Source organism: Curvibacter sp. T50 (assembly GCF_057219955.1).
The window spans coordinates 852,705-876,403 of record NZ_JBXVVU010000001.1 but is presented as its reverse complement, the minus strand read 5'-3'; the positions used below and the strand labels follow the sequence as shown (position 1 = coordinate 876,403).

Genomic DNA, 23,699 nt, shown 5'->3' with positions numbered 1-23,699 from the left:
CTGGAAGCGGGCCGTTTGCTCAGCGCAGGGGTACCGCGTCAATCAGGGCGCGCACCTGCTCCACCGAGCCGCGGCCGGCATCGCTGACCGGAATCAGGCGGTGGGCAACACACTGCGGCAGGATGGCCTGCACGTCGTCCGCGGCGGCGTAGTCGCGCCCGGCCAGCAGTGCCTGCGCGCGCGCCGCACGCACCAGTGCAATGCCGGCGCGGGGTGAAAGCCCCTGCAGGAACCAGCGCCCGTTGCGCGTGGCTTCGATCAGGTCCTGAACATAGTCCAGCAGGGCGGGCGAAACATGGACGGCCAGCACGGCTTGCTGCAGGGTGTGCAGCGAGGCAGGGTCCAGCAGCGCTGCAAGTTGCTCGACCATCTGGCGGCGGTCGCTTCCGGCCAGCAGATCGCGTTCGGCTGCGCGATCGGGGTAGCCCAGCGAAACCCGCATCAGGAAACGGTCGAGCTGGGATTCGGGCAGGGCGTAGGTGCCCAACTGGTCGTGGGGGTTTTGGGTGGCAATGACGAAAAAGGGTGAGGGCAGGGGACGGGTTTCGCCTTCCACACTGACCTGCTTTTCTTCCATGGCCTCCAGCAGCGCGCTTTGGGTCTTGGGGCTGGCACGGTTGATCTCGTCGGCCAGCAGCACCTGCGCGAACACCGGACCGGGATGGAAGACAAAAGCTTCCCGGCCGCGGTCGAAAACCGAAACTCCGGTGAGATCGCTGGGCATGAGGTCGGCCGTGAACTGCACCCGTGAGAATTGCAGACCCAGTGTTCGCGCCAGAGCATGGGCCAGGGTGGTTTTGCCGACGCCGGGGACGTCTTCGATCAGCAGGTGGCCACCCGCCAGCAGACAGGCCAGGCTGTCGCTGACCTGGGCCGATTTGCCGACCATCACCGTGTTAAGCTGGTTCAGAACCAGCCTGAGTGTGTGCTGTGTATCCATGGCACGACGTTACCCGAAAAACGAGTCCTCGATGCGTCCTACCGGTCTATTTACCCATGCCGACTGTCTGCGCCACGAAATGGGCGCCGGGCATCCCGAATGCCCCGACCGCCTGGTCGCGATCGAAAAACGCCTGCGCGCCGCGCATTTCGGTGACCGTCTGCTCTGGCGGGAAAGCAATCCCGCATCATTGACGGACGTCGAGCTGGCGCACGATCGGTTCCATGTCGCGGCACTGCGGGGTTTGACCGAGGTGCTGCGAGAGGAAATCGACGCGGGTGGGCCAACCCACACCCCGGTTGATCCGGACACGACGCTCAATATCCACACCTGGGACGCAGCGCTGGCCGCCGCGGGCGCCGCCTTGGACGCGACCGATGCGGTGATCGCCGGTGAAATGAGTCGCGCTTTTTGCGCCGTCCGCCCACCCGGCCACCACGCCACCCGCGAGAAGGCCATGGGTTTTTGCTTTTTCAACAATGTGGCGATTGCCGCCCGGTATGCGCTGGACCGGCACGGGCTGGAGCGCGTGGCGATCGTGGACTTCGATGTCCACCACGGCAATGGCACGGAAGATATTGTGGCGGGCGACGACCGCATCCTCATGTGTGGCTTCTATCAGCACCCGTTCTATCCCGTCGGCGGCTCCCGGTCGAACGCGGCCAACCTGATCAACATGCCGGTCCCGGCCTACACTTCGGGCATGGACATCCGGGAGCTCATCGACGTGATGTGGCTGCCGCGCCTGGAGCGGTTTCGGCCCCAGATGCTGTTCATCAGCGCCGGCTTCGATGCCCACCGCGACGACGACCTGGGCCAGCTTGGGCTGGTCGAGGCGGACTATGCCTGGATCACTCACCGACTGGTCGATATTGCCGACCGCCACGCCCACGGACGTGTTGTCAGCTGCCTGGAGGGGGGCTACAACCTGAACGCTCTGGCGCGCAGTGTCGAGGCGCACGTGGCGGCACTGGCGGGCGCCTGAGCGGCGCCTTTCGGGGATTTACGGGATCGTCGCATTTTGGGCCAGAATGCGCGGATGAACCTCGAATCACCCGTTTCCCGTTCACCGGCCGCAGCGGAGGCGCCGGAGCTTTTGCACGCCAGCGATTCGCGCGGAGTCCACACAATTACGCTCAATGCCCCTAGGTCGTTGAATGTGCTCGGTGAATCCATGCTGGCATCTTTGCAGTCCGCCCTGGATGGCGTGCGTGACGACCCGCGCGCGCGGGTCGTCGTCCTGGCTGCGACCGGCAAGGCCTTCTGTGCCGGGCACAACCTGCGCGAAATGAAGGCCCGCCCGGAGCTGGCCTACTATCAGGACTTGTTTGCTCGGTGTTCCCGGCTGATGCTGTCCATCCAGAAGCTCCCGGTACCGGTGATTGCACGGGTGCAGGCGGTGGCGGCGGCCGCCGGGTGTCAGCTGGTGGCCCAATGTGACCTGGCGGTTGCCGCCGACACGGCACGGTTCGGTGTCAACGGCATTGATCTGGGCCTTTTCTGCTCCACCCCGAGCGTGCCCCTGGTGCGCTCCATCCCGCCCAAAAAAGCCCTTGAGATGCTCCTCACCGGCGGATTCCTCGATGCGCGGCAGGCGCTCGAATGCGGGCTGATCAACCGGGCCGTTGCCGAGGCTGATCTCGACCAAGCCGTTGCCGGGCTGGTGGATGCGATCCTGGACAAACCGCGGGATGCGGTTGCCATGGGCAAGGATCTGTTCTACCGTCAGCGCGAGATGGGAATTGAGGCGGCCTACCAGCTTGCGGGCCAGACCATGGCCTGCAATCTGGCCCTGGATGTGGCGCAAGAGGGTGTGCAGGCGTTCATCGACAAGCGACCAGCGTCATGGCGGGCGTGAAGCGGGTGGACGATCTGGGGGACTGGTTCGCCGCCTTGCTGCAGCCGGCTTCCCTGGTGGGGCTGGGTGCACTGGCCGTTTGTGCGCTGGCGGCCGCTGGGCTGGTCGCCCTGATGCGGCCGGCCGCCGCAGAGAAGCGCACCCGTTCGGTCCTGTTCGGGCGCCGTCTGGTTGACGGCGTACTGTTTCCCTTTTTGTGGCTGGGTCTGGCCGTCATTGCGCGGGGACTGGTGGCGCGCTACTTCCCGGCGGGTGGTGCCTTGTTTCATGTCGCAATCCCCGCCCTGATGGCACTGGCGGCGATCCGGATGGGTGTCAAGGTGCTGCATCTGGCTTTTGCGTCGACCGGATGGATCGTCGTGCTGGAGCGAACGATCTCCTGGGTCGCCTGGGGCGCCATGGTCATGTGGGTGAGTGGCCTGCTGCCCCTGGTGCTCGACGAACTTGACCAGATCACCTGGAAGGTGGGCTCATCGCATATTTCAGTCCGCACCATGATCGAGGGTGCGCTGACAGCGGGCGCCGTGCTGATTGTGGCTCTGTGGGTGTCGTCGGCGATCGAGTCGCGCCTGTTGCGCGAGGCACGGGGCGGTGACCTGTCCCTGCGGATGGCGGCAAGCAATGCGACGCGGGCTCTTCTGTTGCTGGTGGGCCTGTTGCTGGCGCTTTCCGCGGTGGGCATAGACCTGACGGCCTTGTCGGTGCTGGGCGGGGCCTTGGGTGTCGGCGTGGGCCTGGGCCTGCAGCGGCTCGCGGCCAACTATGTCAGTGGTTTTGTCATCCTTGCCGAGCGCAGCATGCGGATCGGCGACAACGTGCGGGTGGACAACTTCGAGGGACGCATCTCGGACATCAAGGCCCGCTACACCGTGATCCGCTCGATGACCGGACGCGAGGCCATTGTGCCCAACGAGCTGCTGATCACGAACCGTGTGGAGAACCTGTCCCTGGCTGACAGCCGTGTCTTGCAGACGACGGTGGTTTCGGTCGGTTACGGCAGCGATATCGCCAAAGTACGCGAATTGCTGCTGGCAGCTGCTCTACGGGAGGAGCGGGTTCTTCGTGACCCCGCCCCCACTGCATCCCTGTCCGCCTTCGGTGCCGACGGCCTGGAATTTACCTTGGGCTATTGGATTGCCGATCCCGAGAACGGCCAGCTCAATGTCCGCTCTGCCATCAACATTGCCATCCTGGAGGCGTTCCGGAGGGAGCAGGTGGAGATTCCGTTTCCGCAGCGGGTGGTTCATACCCAGCCTTCCAATTGACCTTCTACCACGTCGGGGAAACTTGAGGCCAACGCCAAACGTCCGTTCTGGGTCGGCAATTCTTAGCGCATGAACGAGGGCAGCCACAAGCTGAGGGACGGGAAGGCCATCAGGATCACCAAGGTAATGATTTGAACGATCACCATCGGCCAGACGCCCCGAAAAATGCTGATCAGGCCAACGCGGGGGAGCAGCGTATTGATCACAAACAGATTCATGCCCACCGGGGGCGAGATCAGACCGATCTGGATCACCATGACGATCAGAACCCCGAACCAGATGGGGTCAAAACCTAGGGATACCACGATCGGAAAGAACAGCGGAATGGTCAAGAGAACCATGCTCAGTTCTTCCATGACGGTCCCCAGAAGAATGTAGATGAACATCATGGCTCCAACCAGCATGATGGGCGACATGTTCAGGTGGACGATCCACTCCTTCAGATCACCCGGCATTGTTGTGAAATTGACAAAATTTGAGAACAGGTTGGCCGCGATCAATAGGGTGAATAGCATGGCGGTGGTTCGCGCGGACTCGGCGAGGATCTCGAGTAAGACCCGGACCGTGAGCGCCCGTCGCGCAAGCGCAAACAGAAATGCGCCAGCCGCACCCATCCCGGCCCCTTCTGTGGCGGTAAAGACGCCGCCATAAATGCCGCCGAGGACCACAAAAACCAACAGCAGGACGCCCCAGATACCCCGAAGCGCCGCCAAACGTTCTCGCCAGCTTGCTCTCTCACCCGCCGGCGCATGCTCGGGATCATGTGACGCCATGATGACAATACCGACCATCATGAGCAACGCGGTCAACAGACCCGGGATCACACCGGCCGCGAAAAGTTTCCCGATGTGGGTTTCCGTGACGATCCCATAAATCACCATGATCGTCGACGGGGGAATCATGATTCCCAGTGTGCCGCCCGCCGCAATGACGCCGGTCGACAAGGTGTCACTGTAGCCCAGCTTTTTCATCGACGGGTAAGCGACCTTGCTCATGGTCGCGGCAGTGGCGATGGACGAGCCGCAGATGGCTCCGAAACCGGCACAGGCCAGGATGGTCGCGTGGGCGAGCCCCCCGCGCAGGTGGCCGATGAACATGTAGGCCGCCCGGAACAATTCATGGGCCAAACCGGCGCGCGCAACAAAGTTGCCCATCAGGATGAACAACGGGATCACGGAAAGCAGATAGGCGAAACCGGTCTCATGGACGACCTGGGCTGTGCTGGCCATTGCGGGCATCCATCCCCGAGTGAGCCCCATGCCAACAATGCCGACGGTGCCCATGGCAAAAGCCAGCGGGATACGAAGCAATGCCATGACAAAGATGGCGAAAAATCCGATGAGGGCTTCGGTCACAGCGTGCCCCCGTCGCTACTAGAGTCGTTGCCACCGCTCACGATCAATGAAAGATGCACGAGACCGGTCAACGCGCACAAGATGCCCATGCCGTAGACGAACGGCGCTTTCAGGATGCCGAGTTGGGCAGTCGTCTCCCGACTTTCACTGAAGTCTCCACCGGTTCTCCACATCAGCCAGCCCAGTCCGATCAAGGCGATTGCACAGATCAGGTTGACGATGATGCGCTGAACTTTACGGACAGTGTCCGGCAGGTAGGAATCCAGTGAGTCGAACACAACATGTTCTCCGCGCAAGGAAACCAGTGGCAGCGAGGCAAATATGACCACTACCATGAGCAACTCGGTCAGTTCGAGTGATCCGGTGATGGAGTGATCGAGCAGTTTTCGGCCGCTGACGTCGAGGAAGGTCAGGGCCATGATGGAGAAGAGTGCTAACCCGGCCAGAAGACCGCAGCTCGCTTCAAGAAGGCGTTTCAAGGACACTCCGAGGAAAAAAGGCGGTACATGCGTTGCAAGTACCGCCGGCCCGCCTTTGCGCGGTGACAATCAAGTTTTTTAGGAGTGACTTACTTCTCGAGTTTGGCGATTTCGGCTCGGAAATCCGCCAGAACTTTTGAGGCATTCTTAAGTCCCTTTGCTTCGGCGGCCTTCACCCAGTTCTGTTCCAGGCCGGCAGTTTTGCTCTTGACGTCGGCAACGAATTTGGCGTCCGCCTTGGTCACAACCACGCCGTTGGCCTGCATGAGTCCAAACGCGCGGGTGTCGACCTTGTCCCAGCCGCGTCCAAAGATCCGCGCGGCGGGCTCCCCGCTGAGCGCATCGACGACCTTTTTGTCTTCCGGCGACAGCTTGTCGAACTTAGCACTGTTCATCATGAAGACAAAGCTGGTGTTGTATAGACCACCGGGGAAGGTTGTTGCGTGGCGGATGATCTTGTCGATTTTGAACGACTCCGTCGACTCGGCCGGGAAGAGCGTCCCATCCATCACACCGGTGGACAACAGCTCATAGGAATCCGGCGCCGGCTTGAGTGTGACGTTCATGCCGAGGGTCTTGGCAATCTCGTTGACCATGCCGCCACCGACCCGAAACTTCAAACCGGAAAGGTCTTCCACTTTGGCGATTGGCCGTTTGGTGTTGAAGACAATGCCAGGACCGTGGGTGAAGTAGGAAAGAACCTTGACTCCCACATGTTCGGCTGCGAATTCCGGGTATTTGCTGGCAATGCGATTGAAAGCCACTGCTACCGGTTCCGCGTTGTTGCCCAGAAACGGTAGTTCGGACATCTGGGTCAGCACAAAGCGCCCCGGTGTGTAGCCATGAACCGTGTACGAAATGTCGGCCAGGCCGTTCTTGACTGCATCGTAGGTTCCGGGAGCAGCGGTCACGCCTCTGGGCAAGATGTTGCATTTCATTCTCCCGCTACTGTTTTTCTCTAGCTGGTCGCACCATTCCTTTTGAGCCATGCTCAGAGTGTGGGTTGGTGGCAACCAGCTGGACACCGTGAACACGGTCTGGGCACTGACGCCACCCGCACTGAACAAGGCGGCGGCGGTGACGGCGGAAAGGGCGAAGGTCTTCATGCGGGGTTCTCCGAAAGCAGCAGTTTGTTGCAGTGCGCAATGTACCCGCCCGGCTGCGGTTTCGTTCTAGTGGCTTTCCCGAATTAACCAACCATGCGGTCGGTAAATCAAATGTCGTCGCATGGACAGCGGGTTTTGGCGCGTGACTCTAAACTAAGAGTCTGCGCCACCTATAATGAAAAAAGCACGATCGTTCTATTCGACCATTGCGATTCGTCCTAGAATGTGACGTTTACGTAAACGTCAATCAAAACACCAACTCCTGGAGCCGCCGTCATGAAAATCCTCGTCCCCGTCAAGCGTGTGGTGGACTACAACGTCAAGGTTCGAGTCAAGAGCGACAACACTGGCGTTGACATCGCCAATGTCAAGATGAGCATGAACCCGTTTGACGAGATTGCCGTCGAAGAAGCCGTTCGCCTGAAGGAAAAAGGCGTGGCCACCGAGATCATTGCCGTTTCCTGTGGTGTGACGCAGTGCCAGGAAACGCTGCGCACTGCGATGGCTATCGGCGCGGACCGCGCAATTCTGGTCGAGACACCGGCAGACCTGGAACTGCAGCCACTGGCGGTGGCCAAGCTGATCAAAGCGCTCATCGACAAAGAGCAACCTGGACTGGTGATCCTTGGCAAACAGGCCATTGATGACGACGCCAACCAGACCGGCCAGATGCTGGCGGCGCTGGCCGATCTGCCGCAGGCGACTTTTGCGTCGAAGGTGGAATTGGCCGGCGACAAAGCCAAAGTCACCCGTGAGGTCGACGGTGGCCTGGAAACTCTGGAAGTGTCCCTGCCTGCAATCATCACGACCGACCTGCGCCTGAACGAACCGCGCTACGTGACATTGCCCAACATCATGAAGGCCAAGAAAAAGCCGCTGGAAACCGTCAAGCCTGAAGACCTGGGTGTGGATGTGAGCCCGCGCCTGAAAACCCTGAAGGTTTGCGAACCACCCAAGCGGGGCGCCGGCATCAAGGTGCCCGATGTCGCCACACTGGTGGACAAGCTCAAGAACGAAGCCAAGGTCATCTGACCGCCGCCGCCCGCAACGATTCCGAGGAAAACCGAACATGACCGCTCTTGTCATCGCCGAGCACGACAACACCTCCATCAAGGGTGCAACGCTCAACACCGTCACCGCTGCCGCAGCCTGCGGCGGTGATGTGCATGTGCTGGTGGCCGGCCACCACGCTGGCGCCGCAGCGGCCGCCGCCGCGCAGATCGCCGGCGTCGCCAAAGTCCTGCATGCCGACGGCGAAGGCTTTGCCCATGGCCTGGCGGAAAACATCACCGCTCAGATCCTGACGCTTGCCGCCTCCTACAGCCACATCCTGCTGCCGGCCACCGCATCGGGCAAGAACATCGGCCCGCGGGTCGCGGCCCGGCTCGATGTCGCGCAGATCAGCGAAATCACCAAGGTGGAGAGTGCCGACACCTTTGAGCGCCCGATATACGCCGGCAACGCCATTGCCACGGTGCAAAGCGCCGACGCGGTCAAGGTGATCACCGTGCGGACCACCGGATTCGACGCCGCGGCCGCCACCGGCGGCAGCGCCACCGTTGAAACCGTTGCGGCCGTGGCAGCGAGTGCAAAGACCACCTACCTGGGCAGCGAAATCGCCAAGAGTGATCGTCCGGAACTGACGGCAGCCAAAATCATCGTTTCCGGCGGCCGCGCCCTGGGCAGCAGCGAGAAATTCAACGAAGTGATGACGCCGCTGGCCGACAAGCTGGGCGCCGCTATTGGTGCCAGCCGTGCCGCGGTGGACGCGGGTTACGCCGCCAACGACCTGCAGGTCGGCCAGACCGGCAAGATCGTGGCACCGCAGTTGTACATCGCCGCCGGCATCAGCGGCGCCATCCAGCACCTGGCCGGCATGAAGGACTCCAAGGTGATCGTGGCGATCAACAAGGATCCCGAGGCGCCGATCTTCTCCGTGGCCGACTACGGCCTGGAGGCCGACCTGTTTGCGGCGGTGCCGGAACTGGTCAAGGCGCTTTGAGCATCCACCACCATTCCAGGGGCATCCACCGTGATGCCCTTTTTTCCATCGGCCCCCCGATTGATCGAATCCCGGAGACATTCCATGACCTACCAAGCCCCCCTCAAGGACATGTTGTTCAACATCGAGCACCTGGCCCGCATTGACCAGGTTGCCCGTATTCCCGGTTTTGAAGATGCCGGGCTGGAGACCGCGCAGGCCGTCCTGGAAGAGTGCGCCAAGTTCAACGAGGGGGTCATCGCCCCGCTGAACTGGGAAGGGGACAAATACCCCTCGTCTTTCCATGATGGCAAGGTCACCACCACACCGGGTTTTCGCGAGGCCTATGCCCAGTTCACTGCCGGTGGCTGGCAAGGGCTGCAGCACCCGGCCGACTTCGGTGGGCAGGGCTTGCCCAAGACGATCGGCGCTGCCTGCGGCGAGATGATCAATGCCGCCAACATGAGTTTTGCGCTCTGTCCGCTGCTGACGGATGGGGCGATCGAGGCGCTGCTGACGGCCGGCAGCGACGAACTGAAGGCGGTCTATCTCGAAAAGCTCGTTTCCGGCGAGTGGACCGGAACCATGAATCTCACCGAGCCGCAGGCGGGCAGCGATCTGGCCGCAGTCCGTACCCGTGCCGAGCCGCAGCCTGACAGCTCCTACAAGATCTTCGGCACCAAGATCTTCATCACCTACGGCGAGCACGACATGGCACAGAACATCGTGCATCTGGTGCTGGCCCGGGTGCAGGGCGCGCCAGAAGGCGTCAAGGGCATCTCCCTGTTTGTGGTGCCCAAATTCCTCGTGAATGCCGATGGCAGCCTGGGTGCGCGCAACGATGTGCACTGCGTGAGCATCGAACACAAGATGGGCATCAAGGCCAGCCCGACCGCCGTGCTGCAGTACGGCGACCATGGCGGGGCGATCGGTTACCTGGTGGGCCAGGAGAATCGCGGCCTCGAATACATGTTCATCATGATGAACGCCGCCCGTTATGGGGTGGGCGTGCAGGGGATCGCCATCTCGGAGCGGGCCTATCAGAAGGCCGTCGTCTATGCCCGCGATCGCGTCCAAAGCCGCCCGGTCGATGGCAGCCTGAACGCGGCCGGCCCCATCATTCACCATCCGGACGTGCGTCGCATGCTGATGACCATGCGCGCCGCTACCGAGGGTTGCCGGGCCATGGCCAGTGTGGCTGCCGCCGCCTACGACGCTGCGCACCACCATCCGGATGCCGAAGTGCGCAAACAAAATGCCGCCTTCTACGAATTCATGGTGCCGCTGGTCAAGGGTTACAGCACCGAAATGAGTCTGGAGGTCAGCTCGCTCGGCGTCCAGGTCCATGGGGGGATGGGGTTTATCGAAGAAACCGGTGCTGCCCAGTATTACCGCGATGCCAAGATTCTCACCATCTACGAAGGGACAACCGCGATTCAGGCCAATGACCTGGTGGGTCGCAAGACCGGTCGGGACGGTGGTCAGACCGCGCGTGCCATCGCCGCGCAGATCGAAGCCACCGAGTCGCAGTTGCTGGCACATGCCCATGCTGACGCCAAGGCCCTGGGCCAGCGCCTGCGTGCCGCGCGCCAGGCATTCCTGGATGTGGTCGATTTCATCGCTGCGCAGTCGCGCGCCAACCCGGCCGCCGCCTACGCGGGCAGCGTGCCCTACCTGATGCTGGCCGGCAACCTGATGGCCGGCTGGCAGCTCGGCCGCTCGATGCTGGTCGCCCTGGAGCAGATCGCGTCGTGCAACGATGTGCCCTTCATGCAAGCCAAAGTGGCTACGGCGCGGTTCTACGGTGACCACCTGCTCAGCCGCACCCCGGGTCTGCGCGACAGTGTCGTCAGCGGCGCAGAAGGCACGCTGGCGATGGCGCTCGACGCATTCTGAGGCAGAGCCCTCCCCCCTCGGATGCGTCGGCGCGGCGGCGGACCGGGTTCCGCCGGCCGCGCTCCCTTGTCCCCCGATTGACACCCGGCGTCCCCCCGCCGTGGTCACAATGATCCGCTGCAACTTCGGAGAAACCATGTCTCGTCTGCCTGCCCCGCTCGATCGCCTGCCGTTTCCGGTTATCGGTTCGCCGCTGTTCATCATCAGCAACCCCAAGCTCGTCATTGCCCAATGCAAGGCCGGTGTGGTGGGGTCCATGCCGGCACTCAATGCCCGCCCGGCTGCGCAACTTGATGAGTGGCTTGCCGAAATCACCGAGGCCCTGGCCGCCCATGACCGGGATCACCCCGACCAGAAGGCTGCGCCCTTTGCCATCAACCAGATCGTGCACAAAAGCAACGACCGGCTGGAGCACGACATGCAGCTGTGCGCCAAGTACAAGGTACCCATCATCATCACCAGCCTGGGTGCGCGCGAGGACGTCAATCAGGCGGTGCACAGCTGGGGTGGCGTGGTGCTGCATGACGTCATCAACAATGTGTTTGCCCGCAAAGCCATTGAAAAGGGCGCCGACGGCCTCATTCCCGTGGCCGCCGGCGCGGGTGGCCATGCCAGCGTCAAGAGTCCGTTCGCCATGATCCAGGAAATCCGCGAGTGGTTCGACGGCCCGGTGGCGCTGTCGGGCTCCATCGCCTCGGGCGGCGCGGTCCTGGCCGCGCAGGCGATGGGGGCGGATTTCGCCTACATCGGCTCGGCCTTTATTGCGACCGAGGAGGCGCGCGCGGTCGATGGCTACAAACAGATGATCACGGAATGCAATTCCGACGACATCGTCTACTCCAACTTCTACACCGGGGTGCACGGCAACTACCTCAAGGGCAGCATCCGCAACGCCGGCATGGACCCTGACAACCTGCCGGTCAGCGATCCGAGCAAGATGAATTTCAGTACCGGCGAGGGCGCCAACGCCGCCAAAGCCTGGAAGGACATCTGGGGATGTGGCCAAGGCATCGGCGCGATCCGCGAGGTCCTGCCGGCGGCCGAGCTGATCGCCCGCTTCAAGCGGGAATACGCCCAGGCCCGCGAGCGCCTGTGCCGTGGCTGAGCCATCGGCACGGCGCCACCTCTCAGTTGGCGTTGAACACGGCGGCCGGCGTTGCCGGGACGGTGTTTGCCTCGCCCGGCGCGGGGGCGTAAACCGGCTCCCGTCCGTCCGATAGGCGCGCGACCCAGCCGCCCTGCTGCCATTCGGTGTAGATCCAGTCACTGCCCTGCCGGCTGATGCCCTCCGGCGGATCGGCGGGCGGCTGCTCAGGCACGTTCTTGAGCGCCGCGCCCATGAAGTCCATCCAGATCGGCAAGGCCAGGCGTGAGCCGGATTCGTGGTCGCCCAGACTGCGGGGCTTGCTGTGTCCCATCCAGACGGTGGCGGACAGGGTGGGGTGGTAGCCCGCGAACCAGGCATCGGCCACGTTGTCGGTGGTGCCTGTCTTGCCGTACAGATCGGCCCGACGCAACTGGGCCTGTACCCGCGCGGCGGTTCCGGTGCGGGTCACCTCCTGGAGCAGGCTGCCGGTCAGCCAGGCGTTACGGGCCGAAACGGCGCGGTTGTCCTCCGTCTGGGGGTCGGGCGCGGGCGCTTCGAACAGCACCTTGCCTTGCGCGTCGGTGATCCGCTCGATGACCACGGGCTGGACCCGCCAGCCCCCGTTGGCCAGAGTGGCAAAGGCGCGTGCCATCTGCATCGGCGTTGCGCTGCCTGTGCCCAGCGCCAGTGTCAGGTTGTCGCTCTGCCGGGCGGCATCCAGACCCAGGCGGCCTGCCCAGTCGCGCACGCGGGTGATGCCGGTGTGCTGCAGGATGCGCACGCTGGCCAGGTTGCTCGAACGCGCCAGCGCCTCACGCACGGTGATCGGCCCGGCGTAGCCACCACCGGCGTTGGCGGGGCTCCAGCCGTCGGGAGCGGTGAACGGCAGGTCATCTACCACGGTGGCCGGCATGATGCGCTCTTCCAGCGCGGCGGAGAACAGGACCGGCTTGAAGGCTGACCCCGGCTGTCGCCAGCCCTGGGTGGCGTGATTGAAGGGCTGGCGGCCGAAATCGAATCCGCCCACCAAAGCCCGCACGCGGCCCGTTCGCGGATCCAGCGCGACCAGGGCGGCCTCGGCCTCGGGCCACTGCGAAATGGCCCATGACGATCCATTGGCCCGTGTGACGCGGATCACAGCGCCTCGGCGCAGCTGCAGCGGCGCCCGAGCCCCGGGTGCCAGGGCGGCAGCCGCCCAGCGCAGACCTTCCCCCTCCAGCGTGATGCGTTCGCCGCTGGCCAGTTGCGCCACCACCGCACGGGCGCTGGCCTGCAACACGATGGCGACCCGCAGCAACTCGTCGTCGGCATGGTCCTTCAACGCAGCTGCGGCGGCGCGCTCCAGTTCGGCACCGGTCAGTTTGGCAGGCAGGTCCTCTTCGTCCTCGGGGCCGCGCCACGGGGTGCGACGGTCATGCGCCAGGACACCACGCTGCACCGCTTCGTGAGCGGCGCGCTGGTCGGCAGCGCGCAGTGAGGTGGTGACCCGCAGCCCGGCGCTGTAAGCCTCGGTGCCAAACCGCTCGACCACCGCGCGCCGGGCCATTTCGGCCACGTGGCCGGCGGGTACCGATCGGCTGCCCGGCGGGCGCAGCGCCAGTTTTTCGGCACGGGCGGCCGCCAGTTGCGCGTCGGTGATGACACCGGTGGCCCGCATGCGTTCCAGGACGACCCGCTGTCGCTGGGTCGCCCGTTCCAGATTGGCAACCGGATTGGCGTAGTAGGGGTTTTGCGGCAGACCGGCCAGCATCGCGTTTTCGGCCAGGGTCAGTTGCTCCAGCCGCTTGCCGAAGTAGGTCTGCGCGGCGGCTGCCATGCCGTAGGCGCGTTGTCCAAGAAAAATCTCGTTGAGGTAAATTTCCAGAATTCGGTCTTTGCTCAGCGCCTGTTCCACCCGAAGCGCCAGAACGATTTCCTTGGTCTTGCGTTCCACGGAGAACTCGCGCGTCAGCAGCATGGTGCGCACCAGCTGCTGCGTGATGGTGCTGGCGCCCTGGCGGCGCCCGCCCGTGACCAGCGCGAGGGCGGCGCGGGCCATGCCACGCGGGTCGATGCCCGCGTGTTCGCGAAAGCGGGCGTCTTCGACGGCGAGGACGGCATCCTGCAATTGGCGGGGAATGCGGGCCAGCGGAACATATTCCCGTCGTTCCGAACCAAACTGGGCGATCTCGTGTCCGTCGGCCGTCAGCACCTGCAAAGGCTGGCGCGGCTGGTAATTCACGATACGGTCGATCGGTGGCAGATCGAATGGATTGGCCTGCGCGGCGGCCGGGCCCAAAGCCAGGGCGGCGAGTGTCGCCAGCGCCCCCGCGGTCGCCAGCAGGCGGCGTCGAGCGTCAAAAACCGGTGTCATGGCCGAATTATCGGCGAAAAATGGCAATACCCACCGTAAAAAGGTCGCTTTACGCTATTAAAAACAAAGCGAAAATCGCGGCTCGATTCAAGCTGCGGCGGCTATCGAGGGCTCAAAAGCCGGGAACAGCTGGTTGTTCTCCAGGTGAATGTGTTGCATCAGGTCATCGACCAGGCTGGCCAGGCCGGCGTACAGCGCCCTCCAGGTGGTGCAGGCGCCCTCGGGCGGTGTGGCGTCCTGGGTTCGGGCCATCAGCGCTGCAATCAACTCGCCATGGCTGTGGTGCTCCTGGCGCATCACGCGGATGGGATATTGCGCCATGCCGCCGCCAGACCCGCGGCGCATCATGGGAAACAGGATCTCCTCCTCTTTGGCCATGTGGTCCAGCAACTCGTGCTCGGCCTCCTCCAGCAGGGCGGACAGGCCGGCAGGCACTTGCGGGTGATCGCGGTGAACCGCTTCCACCCGGCGCGCCATGCGGATCAGCTCCGGCAATTGTTCGCGGTGGACGGCGTGGTATCGGTTCAGGATATGGTCGATCAGAGCGGCCGGATCCATAGGCTCGGTGGAGCGGTCAGGGCGTTCAAAGGCGGCAAGGGTGGCCTCCAGGGTGGGCAAATCCAGCCTTTTGGCGGCCGCCGCATCGCGCAGGCTGATCTGACCGCCACAGCAGAAGTCGAGCTTGTGGCGGCGAAAAAGCGCCGTGGCGCCAGGCAGAGCAATGGCCAGCTGTGCCAGGGTTTGGTCGGCCAGCGTAACGGAGTCGGGAGGCGCAAGCGTGGTGTCGGTCATAGGTGTATTTATAGATTCATTTGATATGAATCTATTCTGCCATAAAATACATTCCATATGAATCTTTTGACCCCGGTGACAACATGGCAATACCCACCGTCATGTCGGCCGGGCCCGCGCCTGAACGGTGCTTTTCGATCGATCGCACAAAAAGCTGCCGAAAGACCCGCCACATGCGCCTGACCCAGTGGACCGACTACAGCCTGCGGGTGTTGATGTACTGCGCCGCCATTCCTGCGGGGCGCGAGGCACCGGTCACGATTACCGAAATTGCCCAGGCGCACGGCATCTCGCGCAGTCACCTGACCAAAATTGTCATGGACCTGGCTGCCCACGGCCTGCTGGAGACAACCCGCGGTCGGGGTGGGGGTTTGCGCCTGCTGCGCCCGGCGGAGGAAATCCGCTTGGGCGACGTGGTGCGTCTGGGCGAACGTGACCTGGTGCTGGTGGAGTGTTTTGACCCCGAGATCAACCAGTGCCAGCTGACCGGCCACTGTGGTCTCCAGGCCACCTTGGGTCGGGCGCTGGACGCCTTCATGCAGGTGCTCGATCAAACCGCCCTGGCCGACCTCATTGCTCCCCGCAGCACGACCGGTGCGCCAGCCGGCATCCAGCCCCTGCACTGGCTGCCGCCCCGCCGGGCAGGCAGCGCAGGCCCGGCGGACCCGTCTGCTGGTGCGTGCGCCGACCCCGGCACGTCCGCAGCGGCCTGATGACGCGTGCGCAGGTAAGGGGGATCCGTACCGATCCGAACCGTCCCGCCGGCACAATGGCCCCATGATCGAAGAAACGCCCCCGGCGCTTGCCGGACGCACCTGCCCGCTGCGCTACCGCTACGGGCCGCAGGCCATTGCGGCCGCACCCGAACAGTCGGTCGCGACCCTGTACGTGATCGGCGGGCTGTACGGCAATCTGCCGGCACTCGACACCATAGAGGCTATGGCCGCCGCCGAAGCCGGCCCGGTCAGGCTGTGCTTCAACGGCGACTTCAACTGGTTCAACGTGGATGACGCCGGTTTTGCGGCGATTAACCGGCGTGTGTTGTGCCATGACGCCCTGGCGGGCAATGTGGAAGCCGAGCTGGGCGCGGAACGCGACGAGGCCGGATGCGGCTGTGCCTACCCCGATTCGGTGGACGCCGCCGTGGTCGACCGCTCCAACCGAATTCACGCCCGGCTCAAGGCCACCGCTCGACGCCATCCGATGCTGTGCGCGTCGCTGCAGGCCTTGCCCATGGTGCGGCGCTATCGGGTGGGTGTCTGTCGCGTCGGGGTAGTGCACGGCGACGCCGAATCGCTGGCGGGCTGGCGCTTTGGTGTCGACGAAATCGACCGGCCCGAGCAACTCGCCGCGTTGACAGGCTGGTTCCCGCGTGCTGCCGTCGATCTGTTTGCGTCCAGTCACACCTGCGAGCCGGTGTTGCGCGAATGGTCGGCCGACGGGCACCGGCGCGCCGTGATCAACAACGGCGCCGCCGGCATGCCCAACGCGCGCGGGCGGTGGCCGGGGCTGATCACGCGGGTTGCACTCACCCCGTCACCACACCCGGTGGCCTATGGCATGCAACTGTGTGGCGCCTGGGTGGATGCACTGCCGGTGGCCTATGACGCAGCTTGCTGGCAGACGCTGTTTCTGGCCAACTGGCCTGCGGGGTCTGACGCCCATGTTTCCTATTTCGAACGGATTTCGGGACTTCCGCCGGCCTGATCGACGCCCCCATGACGGTGGCGTACCGCTGCTGAGGTGGCCGGCGCGCACCGCGGCGGGTGCATACTGTGGGGGGTCCGGCCGGCCGCCCGGTACGGCGGGGCCCGGATCCAAAAGATGTTTCCACCGTTCCAAGAGGAGAAAGCGCCGATGAGCATGCAGACCAAGTTCCTGCTTCAGGAAAGCCAGATGCCCAAGTTCTGGTACAACATTCAGGCCGATCTGCCCAAGGCCCTGCCGCCGGTGCTGCACCCCGGCACCATGCAGCCGGTGGGTCCGGCCGATCTGGCGCCGCTGTTCCCGATGGAGCTGATCCTGCAGGAGGTCAGCACCGAGCGCGAGATCGAAATCCCCGAGCCCGTGCGCGACATCTACCAGCTCTGGCGCCCCGCGCCGCTGTACCGCGCCCACCGGCTGGAAAAGGCGCTGGGCACCCCGGCCAAGATCTTCTACAAGTACGAAGGCGTCAGCCCGGCCGGCAGCCACAAGCCCAACACCGCCGTGCCGCAGGCTTTCTACAACGCCGCCGCGGGCACCAAGCGGCTGACCACCGAGACGGGGGCAGGGCAGTGGGGCACCTCGCTGTCCTTCGCCGGCCAGATTTTCGGGCTCGAAGTGCTGGTGTTCCAGGTGCGGGTGTCGTATGACCAGAAGCCCTACCGCCGCGCCGTGATGGAAACCTATGGCGCGCGCTGCCTGCCGTCACCCAGCAACGAAACGCAGTACGGCCGCAGCGTGCTGGCCGAACGCCCCGACCATCCGGGCAGCCTGGGCATTGCCATCTCCGAAGCGGTGGAGCTGGCCGTGCAGCGCGAGGACACCAAGTACGCGCTGGGCTCGGTGCTGAACCACGTGCTGCTGCACCAGACCATCATCGGCCTGGAGGCCATGGAGCAGCTGCAGATGGCCGATGTGTGGCCCGATGTGGTGGTGGGCTGCACCGGCGGCGGATCGAACTTTGCCGGCATCGCCTTCCCCTTCATCGGCCACGGCCTGCGCGGTGGCGCCAAGCCGCGCATCGTCGCGGTGGAGCCGGCGGCTTGCCCCTCGCTCACGCGTGGCAAGTATGCGTATGACTTCGGCGACACCGGCCACATGACGCCGCTGACCAAGATGCACACGCTGGGCAGCACCTTCACGCCGCCGGGCTTCCACGCCGGGGGGCTGCGCTACCACGGCATGGCGCCACTGGTGTCGCACCTAAAGGAACTGGGCCTGATGGAGGCCGTGGCGTACACCCAGGGCCAGTGCTTCGAGGCTGGCGTGCAGTTTGCGCGCGCCGAAGGCATCGTGCCCGCGCCCGAGGCCAATCACGCCGTCAAGGGCGCCATCGAGGAAGCCCTGCGCTGCAAGCGCGAGGGCAAGAGCGAGACCATCCTGTTCAACCTCTGCGGCCACGGCCACTTCGACATGACGGCCTACCAGAAGTACTTTGCCGGCGAGCTGAAGGACGAGCAGTACGACGAGAAGGAACTCGCCATGGCCTTGTCGGGCCTGCCCAGCGTGCCTGAAGGCGCCTGAGAGCCGAACCCGGCGGGGGTGCGCGTGTCAGGCCAGCAAGAGCCGCAGGCGCAGTCCCCAGCCACTGCTCAGCCCCAGGGTCGGCCAGCGCAGGCTGCCCTGGGGTGTGATCACCGCAAACGCGGGCACGCTGCCGAAACCCAGGGCACCGGGAATCACCGAGCCGGAATCCACCATGGTGTGCCAGGCGACGCCTTTGGCTGCGAGGTGACGTGCCACCTTGTCCGGTGCGCCCGACTGCATCGCCACGGTGAGCACCGGATGGTCCTGCGCGACACCGTCGACCGTGCCACGGATGGTCGAGCAGATCGGGCACCAGTCCGCCCAGATGTACAGCCCGATGTTGCGACCGGGGTAGCGCGCCTGCAGCGTGGCGATCTCGTGGCGCAGGCTGCTGGTGCGCTGGCTGCCGTCCGGTGACAGCACCGGCAGCGGGGCGTCCAGAGCGGCCGCGGGCAATGGGCCCGAATCCACATTCCGAATCTGCCAGATCTGCACCGCCAGGAACACCGTGGCAAACAGCGCGAGCGTGCCCACGTGCCGTCTGCCGAACCGTGCAGCCTCTGCGATCCATCCCCCGAGAGATGCTGGGGCACTCATGGGCCCTGGAACAGGTCCAGCAGCCGGTCCAGTCCACCCGTGTCGATGGCCACCTTGGCCTGGGCCCGTACCCTGGGTTTGGCACGGTAGGCCACGGACAGGCCGGCCACGCCCATCATCTCCAGGTCATTGGCGCCATCGCCCATGGCAATGGCCTGGGAGGGGTCACAACCGATCAGGCTGCAGGTGCGCAGCAGGGTCTCTTTTTTCATCGCGCCGTCGCAGATGTCGCCCCAGCTTTGATCGAGCAGGCGGCCGGTGAGGCGGCTGTCCACGATTTCAAGCTGGTTGCTGCGGGCAAAGTCCAGCGCCAGGCGGTCGCGCAGCCGCTCGGCAAAATACGTGAAGCCGCCACTGACCAGCAGCACCTTGAGCCCCGCCGCCTTGCAGGCCAGCACCAGCTCGGCCGCGCCGGGGTTCAGCCGCAGCCGCGAGCGGTAGACGTGGGCCAGGTGGCCTTCGGTCACGCCTTCGAGCAGCGCCACGCGTCGGCGCAGGCTGTCCTTGTAGTCGGTGATTTCGCCCCGCATGGCGGCTTCGGTGATGGCGGCCACCTCGGCCTTGCGGCCGGCGGCGTCGGCAATTTCGTCCACGCATTCGATGTTGATGAGGGTCGAATCCATGTCGAACGCGATCAGCTTGAAATCGCGCAGGCGAAGCGGCGGGGTGAAGCCCTGAATCACGAGACCGGGGGCGTATTCAATGCGGGAAGTCATGCCGCGTATTATCGAGCCGCACCCGGGCGGCTGCCTCGGGGCTTATTGGGGCCGGTACAACGCGCAGAGCTTGTGGCCGTCCGGGTCGCGCACGTAGGCCAGGTAGAGCGCGCCCATTTTTCCCTCACGCAGGCCTGGCGGTTCTTCGATTGAGCGGCCGCCGTGGGCCACCGCCACATCGTGAAAGCGCTGCACTTGCTCGGGCGACGTGCACTTGAAGCCCACGGTGCCGCCATTGGCCACAGTGGCGGGCTCGCCGTCGATGGGCTCACTGAGACAGAACGTGCCGCCGTCGTGGCGGTAGAACAGGCGGGTCTGCCCGGTCTTGTTCTGGTTGCGCATTGGCGCGCCCGCCCCCAGCACGCCGAGCACGGCGTCGTAAAAGCGCTGTGCGCGGTCGATGTCGTTGGTGCCGAGCATGATGTGGCTGAACATTCGGGGTCTCCGGTCAGAAAAATGGGTGGTTGTGGGTGCCGCGGATTGTGGCACCTCCCGCCGCGCCGCTCAGCCCGCCGCTACCGGTTGCCCCAGTGAGCGCAGCACGTCGCGCACCATCTGTGCCCGGGCCTTGGGTTCGCTCAAGGCCTTTTCGATGCGCAGCTTTTCATTGCCCACCAGCTTGATGTGGCGGTTTTTCTGGATCAGCTCGATGATGCGCATCGAATCCACCGGTGGGTTCGGCCTGAACGTGATGTGGATCACGCCGGGCGCCGCATCCACCTTGACCACGCCGTAGGGCTGGCTCAGCACCCGCAGCCGGTGGACGTCGATCAGCGTCTGAGTCGGCGGCGGCAATTTGCCGAACCGGTCGACGATTTCCTCCAGCAGACTGTCGACCTGCTCGGTGGTTCTGGCCGTGGCCAGTTTCTTGTAGAACGACAGGCGCAGATGCACATCGCCGCAGTAGTCGTCGGGCAGCAGGGCGGGGGCGTGCAGGTTGATGTCGGTGGTGACACTCAGGGGCGCCAGCAGGTCGGGCTCTTTGCCGTTTTTCAGACACCGCACCGCCTCGGCCAGCATTTCGTTGTAGAGCTGGAAGCCCACTTCCAGCATGTTGCCGCTCTGGCTTTCGCCCAGCACCTCGCCGGCGCCGCGGATTTCCAGGTCGTGCATCGCCAGGTAGAAGCCGCTACCTAGTTCCTCCATGGCCTGAATCGCGTCCAGGCGCTGCTGCGCTTGCTTGGTCAGGCCTTCAATGTCGGGGACCATCAGGTAGGCGTAAGCCTGGTGGTGGCTGCGGCCCACACGGCCGCGCAACTGGTGCAGCTGGGCCAGGCCGAACTTGTCGGCGCGGCTCATGACGATAGTGTTGGCCGTGGGCACGTCGATGCCGGTCTCGATGATGGTCGAGCACAGCAGCAGGTTGCTGCGCTGCGCCACAAAGTCGCGCATCACCCGCTCCAGTTCGCGCTCGGGCATCTGGCCATGGGCGACGGCAATGCGCGCCTCGGGCAGGATTTCTTCGAGCTTCTGGCGCCGGTTTTCGATGGTTTCCACCTCGTTATGGAGGAAATACACCTGCCCGCCGCGCTTTAATTCGCGCAGCACCGCTTCGCGGATCACGCCGTGGCCTTCGTTGCGCACAAAGGTCTTGATCGCCAGGCGGCGTTGCGGCGCGGTCGCAATGACCGACAGGTCGCGCAGGCCCTCCAGCGCCATTCCCAGCGTGCGGGGGATGGGCGTGGCGGTGAGCGTCAGCACGTCCACCTCGGCGCGCAGGGCTTTCATCTGTTCCTTGTGGCGCACGCCAAAGCGGTGCTCCTCGTCGATGATCAGCAAGCCCAGGTTCTTGAAGTGGGTTTTCTCGGAAAGCAGCTTGTGGGTGCCGACGACGATGTCCACACTGCCGTCGGCAATGCCTTTCATGGCGGCCGTGATTTCCTTTTGGGTACGAAAGCGGCTCATCTCCGCTACCTTCACCGGCCAGCGGGAGAATCGGTCGACCAGGGTCTGATAGTGCTGTTCGGCCAGCAGGGTGGTGGGCGCCAGAAAGGCGACTTGTTTGCCGCCGGTCACCGCGACAAAGGCGGCGCGCAGGGCGACTTCGGTCTTGCCAAAGCCCACGTCGCCGCAGACCAGGCGGTCCATCGGGCGCGGGCTGATCATGTCCTGGATGACGGCGTGGATCGCAGCGTTCTGGTCCGCTGTCTCCTCAAAGCCGAAGTCATTGGCGAACTGCTCGTAGTCCTGGGGGCTGTAACGGAAAGCGTGGCCTTCGCGGGCGGCACGTCGGGCGTAGATGTTGAGCAACTCGGCGGCCGTATCGCGCACCTGCTCGGCCGCTTTGCGTTTGGCCTTTTCCCATTGGCCGGAGCCCAAACGGTGCAGTGGTGCCTCGTCGGCACTGACACCCGTGTAGCGACCAATCAGTTGCAACTGGCTGACCGGAACATATAAAACCGCCTTGTCGGCATATTCCAGGTGCAAAAACTCCTGCAGGGCCGGCGTACCGTCGGGATTTCTGTCGCCCATGTCCAGATTGACCAGACCCCTGTAGCGGCCGATGCCATGCGCGTTGTGGACCACAGGATCGCCGACGTTGAGCTCGGCCAGATCCTTGATCAGCGCATCCACATCGCTGACCTGTTCCTGCTTCTTGCGCCGCCGCGTGGTCGGGCCGGCCGCAAACAGCTCGGTTTCTGTGACGAAGTCGATGCCCGCTTCTATCCAGGCAAAACCGGTGGACAACGCGGCGGTGGCGATGCCGACCTTTTCATCGCTTCCCTGGAACTCGGCCAGCGAGTCGAAAACTGGCGGGTTCAGTCCGCTGGCGCGGAGGAAATCCAGCAGGCTTTCGCGCCGCCCGTCGCTCTCGGCCAGCAGCAACATGCGGTGGGCGGTATTGCGCAGGTGGGTCTGCAAACGAGACAGGGGTTCCTCGGCGCCGCGGAGGACGGTCAGGTCTGGCAACCGTTCAATCTCCACAAACTCCGTTCGCCCTGAGCCCGCCGAAGGGCTCACAAGGGCTTCGGCAGGCTCAGCCCGAGCGGACTTGATCGCCAGCTGGGCGTGGGCGTTGGCCTGGGTGTAGAACTGCTCGGCGCTGAGGAACAAGGCGTCAGGCGGCAGCACTGGCCGCTCGGCGTCACCCTGCACCATGCGATGGCGGTCACGGGTGTCTTGCCAGAAGCGCTGGAAGGCGGGCTCCAGATCGCCGTGGAAAACAACGGTTGCGTCGGCGCCCAGATAATCGAAAACGGTGGCGGTGTCGTCGAAGAACAGTGGCAGGTAGTACTCGATACCGGCGGTCGCCACCCCGTTGCCCATGTCCTTGTAGATGCGGCTGCGGGTCGGGTCGCCCTCCAGCATCTCGCGCCATCGGCTGCGAAAGCGGGCGCGGGCCGCTTCGTCCATCGGAAACTCGCGGCCCGGCAGCAGCCGCACCTCCGGCACCGGGTAGAGGCTGCGCTGGCTGTCGGGGTCGAAAGTCCGGATGCTGTCGATTTCGTCGTCGAACAGGTCCACCCGGTAGGGCACCGGGCTGCCCATCGGAAACAGGTCGATCAGGCCGCCGCGGACCGCGTACTCGCCGGGGCTCACCACCTGCGTCACATGGCTGTAGCCGGCCAGGGTGAGCTGGCCCTTGAGTTTGGCCTCGTCGAGCTTTTGCTTGACCTTGAAGTGAAAGGTGTAGCCGGCCAGGAAGGCCGGCGGTGCCAGCCGGACCAGCGCGGTGGTGGCGGGTACGAACACCACGTCGGCGCCGGTGTCCTTGTCGCGCTGCTGGATGCGCCACAGCGTGGCCAGGCGCTCGCTGATCAAGTCCTGGTGCGGAGAGAAGGTGTCGTAGGGCAGGGTTTCCCAGTCCGGGAACAGGGCGCAGCGCAGCGTGGGGGCAAAAAAGGCGATTTCGTCGATCAGGCGCTGTGCGTCGGTGGCGTCGGCGGTGACGATGGCGGTCAGGCGACCGGCCGTTCTGTCGCGCTCGGCCAGTTGGGCCAGCAATAAGGCGTCGGCGGAGCCGGTCGGGCGCGGCAGCGTGAAGCGTTTGCCGGGATTGAGTTTGGGCAGTTCCATGGGGCACCAATGACAAGCACCCCCCG

20 protein-coding genes are annotated in these 23,699 nt (G+C 64.4%); 10 read left to right on the top strand and 10 right to left on the bottom strand.

Annotated features, from left to right (window positions below):
• Positions 1–19 precede the first annotated feature (19 nt).
• Entirely contained in the window at positions 20–940 is a 921-nt protein-coding gene (locus AC2EBU_RS04160) for an AAA family ATPase (protein WP_484609109.1), read from the bottom strand.
• A gap of 31 nt (positions 941–971) precedes the next feature.
• Here AC2EBU_RS04160 and AC2EBU_RS04155 point away from each other — a divergent pair, with 31 nt between their 5' ends.
• Genes AC2EBU_RS04155 through AC2EBU_RS04145 form a run of 3 tightly spaced genes read left to right on the top strand, consistent with a single transcriptional unit; the run spans position 972 to position 4,063 of the window.
• Positions 972–1,925, top strand: a complete 954-nt coding sequence (locus AC2EBU_RS04155) for a histone deacetylase family protein (RefSeq protein ID WP_484610115.1) — start codon at positions 972–974, stop codon at positions 1,923–1,925.
• 54 nt (positions 1,926–1,979) lie between these two features.
• Entirely contained in the window at positions 1,980–2,798 is an 819-nt protein-coding gene (locus AC2EBU_RS04150; RefSeq protein ID WP_484609108.1) for an enoyl-CoA hydratase, read from the top strand.
• Positions 2,786–4,063: a mechanosensitive ion channel family protein gene (locus AC2EBU_RS04145; RefSeq protein ID WP_484609107.1), complete on the top strand. Its 1,278-nt coding sequence runs from the start codon at positions 2,786–2,788 to the stop codon at positions 4,061–4,063. Before AC2EBU_RS04150 ends, AC2EBU_RS04145 begins: the two co-directional genes overlap by 13 nt.
• A 62-nt stretch (positions 4,064–4,125) precedes the next feature.
• On the opposite strand, the gene AC2EBU_RS04140 is transcribed toward AC2EBU_RS04145, so the two are convergent.
• The 3 genes from AC2EBU_RS04140 to AC2EBU_RS04130 form a co-directional block, all read right to left on the bottom strand.
• On the bottom strand, positions 4,126–5,418 hold the full coding sequence (locus AC2EBU_RS04140) for a TRAP transporter large permease (protein ID WP_484609106.1): 1,293 nt from the start codon (positions 5,416–5,418) through the stop codon (positions 4,126–4,128).
• Complete coding sequence (locus AC2EBU_RS04135; protein ID WP_484610114.1) at positions 5,415–5,903, bottom strand: TRAP transporter small permease; 489 nt, start codon at positions 5,901–5,903, stop codon at positions 5,415–5,417. Before AC2EBU_RS04135 ends, AC2EBU_RS04140 begins: the two co-directional genes overlap by 4 nt.
• Positions 5,904–5,986: 83 nt before the next feature.
• Positions 5,987–7,003: a TRAP transporter substrate-binding protein gene (locus AC2EBU_RS04130; RefSeq protein WP_484609105.1), complete on the bottom strand. Its 1,017-nt coding sequence runs from the start codon at positions 7,001–7,003 to the stop codon at positions 5,987–5,989.
• A 276-nt stretch (positions 7,004–7,279) separates the two neighbouring features.
• On the opposite strand from AC2EBU_RS04130, the gene AC2EBU_RS04125 reads away from it, so the two are divergent.
• The 4 genes from AC2EBU_RS04125 (at position 7,280) to AC2EBU_RS04110 (ending at position 11,985) form a co-directional block, all read left to right on the top strand.
• Positions 7,280–8,035, top strand: coding sequence for an electron transfer flavoprotein subunit beta/FixA family protein (locus AC2EBU_RS04125; RefSeq protein WP_484609104.1), 756 nt, complete (start codon positions 7,280–7,282; stop codon positions 8,033–8,035).
• Between the two features lie 37 nt (positions 8,036–8,072).
• Positions 8,073–9,005 carry an electron transfer flavoprotein subunit alpha/FixB family protein gene (locus AC2EBU_RS04120; RefSeq protein ID WP_484609103.1) on the top strand — a complete coding sequence of 311 codons (933 nt, stop codon included), beginning with the start codon at positions 8,073–8,075 and terminating at the stop codon, positions 9,003–9,005.
• An 84-nt stretch (positions 9,006–9,089) separates the two neighbouring features.
• A complete protein-coding gene (locus AC2EBU_RS04115; RefSeq protein WP_484609102.1) occupies positions 9,090–10,880 on the top strand; it encodes an acyl-CoA dehydrogenase in 1,791 nt (596 codons plus the stop codon).
• Positions 10,881–11,016: 136 nt separating this feature from the next.
• Complete coding sequence (locus tag AC2EBU_RS04110) at positions 11,017–11,985, top strand: NAD(P)H-dependent flavin oxidoreductase (protein WP_484609101.1); 969 nt, start codon at positions 11,017–11,019, stop codon at positions 11,983–11,985.
• A gap of 22 nt (positions 11,986–12,007) precedes the next feature.
• On the opposite strand, the gene AC2EBU_RS04105 is transcribed toward AC2EBU_RS04110, so the two are convergent.
• Both AC2EBU_RS04105 and ytfE read right to left on the bottom strand, forming a co-directional pair.
• A complete protein-coding gene (locus AC2EBU_RS04105) occupies positions 12,008–14,320 on the bottom strand; it encodes a penicillin-binding protein 1A (protein WP_484609100.1) in 2,313 nt (770 codons plus the stop codon).
• Positions 14,321–14,407: 87 nt separating this feature from the next.
• The gene (gene ytfE / locus AC2EBU_RS04100) at positions 14,408–15,112 is read right to left on the bottom strand and encodes an iron-sulfur cluster repair protein YtfE (RefSeq protein WP_484609099.1); all 705 of its coding nucleotides are present in this window, start codon (positions 15,110–15,112) and stop codon (positions 14,408–14,410) included.
• Between the two features lie 173 nt (positions 15,113–15,285).
• Here ytfE and AC2EBU_RS04095 point away from each other — a divergent pair, with 173 nt between their 5' ends.
• From AC2EBU_RS04095 to AC2EBU_RS04085, 3 genes are all read left to right on the top strand, one after another.
• Positions 15,286–15,825 carry an RrF2 family transcriptional regulator gene (locus tag AC2EBU_RS04095; RefSeq protein ID WP_484609098.1) on the top strand — a complete coding sequence of 180 codons (540 nt, stop codon included), beginning with the start codon at positions 15,286–15,288 and terminating at the stop codon, positions 15,823–15,825.
• Between the two features lie 64 nt (positions 15,826–15,889).
• Positions 15,890–16,819: a hypothetical protein gene (locus tag AC2EBU_RS04090; RefSeq protein WP_484609097.1), complete on the top strand. Its 930-nt coding sequence runs from the start codon at positions 15,890–15,892 to the stop codon at positions 16,817–16,819.
• 150 nt (positions 16,820–16,969) lie between these two features.
• Positions 16,970–18,340, top strand: a complete 1,371-nt coding sequence (locus tag AC2EBU_RS04085) for a TrpB-like pyridoxal phosphate-dependent enzyme (RefSeq protein ID WP_484609096.1) — start codon at positions 16,970–16,972, stop codon at positions 18,338–18,340.
• 27 nt (positions 18,341–18,367) lie between these two features.
• On the opposite strand, the gene AC2EBU_RS04080 is transcribed toward AC2EBU_RS04085, so the two are convergent.
• From AC2EBU_RS04080 to mfd, 4 genes are all read right to left on the bottom strand, one after another.
• Positions 18,368–18,940, bottom strand: coding sequence for a thioredoxin domain-containing protein (locus tag AC2EBU_RS04080; RefSeq protein WP_484609095.1), 573 nt, complete (start codon positions 18,938–18,940; stop codon positions 18,368–18,370).
• Positions 18,937–19,656 carry a phosphoserine phosphatase SerB gene (gene serB / locus AC2EBU_RS04075; protein ID WP_484609094.1) on the bottom strand — a complete coding sequence of 240 codons (720 nt, stop codon included), beginning with the start codon at positions 19,654–19,656 and terminating at the stop codon, positions 18,937–18,939. Before serB ends, AC2EBU_RS04080 begins: the two co-directional genes overlap by 4 nt.
• 42 nt (positions 19,657–19,698) lie before the next feature.
• Complete coding sequence (locus tag AC2EBU_RS04070) at positions 19,699–20,091, bottom strand: VOC family protein (protein WP_484609093.1); 393 nt, start codon at positions 20,089–20,091, stop codon at positions 19,699–19,701.
• A gap of 69 nt (positions 20,092–20,160) precedes the next feature.
• Positions 20,161–23,673, bottom strand: a complete 3,513-nt coding sequence (mfd, locus tag AC2EBU_RS04065; RefSeq protein WP_484609092.1) for a transcription-repair coupling factor — start codon at positions 23,671–23,673, stop codon at positions 20,161–20,163.
• Positions 23,674–23,699 lie beyond the last annotated feature (26 nt).

Coding starts and splice junctions, on each gene's coding strand:
- AC2EBU_RS04130 (WP_484609105.1), bottom strand. CDS start 7,003: ATGAAGACCTTCGCCCTTTCCGCCGTCACCGCCGCCGCCTTGTTCAGT.
- AC2EBU_RS04090 (WP_484609097.1), top strand. CDS start 15,890: ATGATCGAAGAAACGCCCCCGGCGCTTGCCGGACGCACCTGCCCGCTG.
- AC2EBU_RS04095 (WP_484609098.1), top strand. CDS start 15,286: ATGCGCCTGACCCAGTGGACCGACTACAGCCTGCGGGTGTTGATGTAC.
- AC2EBU_RS04120 (WP_484609103.1), top strand. CDS start 8,073: ATGACCGCTCTTGTCATCGCCGAGCACGACAACACCTCCATCAAGGGT.
- AC2EBU_RS04105 (WP_484609100.1), bottom strand. CDS start 14,320: ATGACACCGGTTTTTGACGCTCGACGCCGCCTGCTGGCGACCGCGGGG.
- AC2EBU_RS04150 (WP_484609108.1), top strand. CDS start 1,980: ATGAACCTCGAATCACCCGTTTCCCGTTCACCGGCCGCAGCGGAGGCG.
- AC2EBU_RS04085 (WP_484609096.1), top strand. CDS start 16,970: ATGAGCATGCAGACCAAGTTCCTGCTTCAGGAAAGCCAGATGCCCAAG.
- AC2EBU_RS04110 (WP_484609101.1), top strand. CDS start 11,017: ATGTCTCGTCTGCCTGCCCCGCTCGATCGCCTGCCGTTTCCGGTTATC.
- AC2EBU_RS04115 (WP_484609102.1), top strand. CDS start 9,090: ATGACCTACCAAGCCCCCCTCAAGGACATGTTGTTCAACATCGAGCAC.
- ytfE (WP_484609099.1), bottom strand. CDS start 15,112: ATGACCGACACCACGCTTGCGCCTCCCGACTCCGTTACGCTGGCCGAC.
- AC2EBU_RS04160 (WP_484609109.1), bottom strand. CDS start 940: ATGGATACACAGCACACACTCAGGCTGGTTCTGAACCAGCTTAACACG.
- AC2EBU_RS04145 (WP_484609107.1), top strand. CDS start 2,786: ATGGCGGGCGTGAAGCGGGTGGACGATCTGGGGGACTGGTTCGCCGCC.
- AC2EBU_RS04070 (WP_484609093.1), bottom strand. CDS start 20,091: ATGTTCAGCCACATCATGCTCGGCACCAACGACATCGACCGCGCACAG.
- AC2EBU_RS04080 (WP_484609095.1), bottom strand. CDS start 18,940: ATGAGTGCCCCAGCATCTCTCGGGGGATGGATCGCAGAGGCTGCACGG.
- AC2EBU_RS04125 (WP_484609104.1), top strand. CDS start 7,280: ATGAAAATCCTCGTCCCCGTCAAGCGTGTGGTGGACTACAACGTCAAG.
- AC2EBU_RS04155 (WP_484610115.1), top strand. CDS start 972: ATGCGTCCTACCGGTCTATTTACCCATGCCGACTGTCTGCGCCACGAA.
- serB (WP_484609094.1), bottom strand. CDS start 19,656: ATGACTTCCCGCATTGAATACGCCCCCGGTCTCGTGATTCAGGGCTTC.
- mfd (WP_484609092.1), bottom strand. CDS start 23,673: ATGGAACTGCCCAAACTCAATCCCGGCAAACGCTTCACGCTGCCGCGC.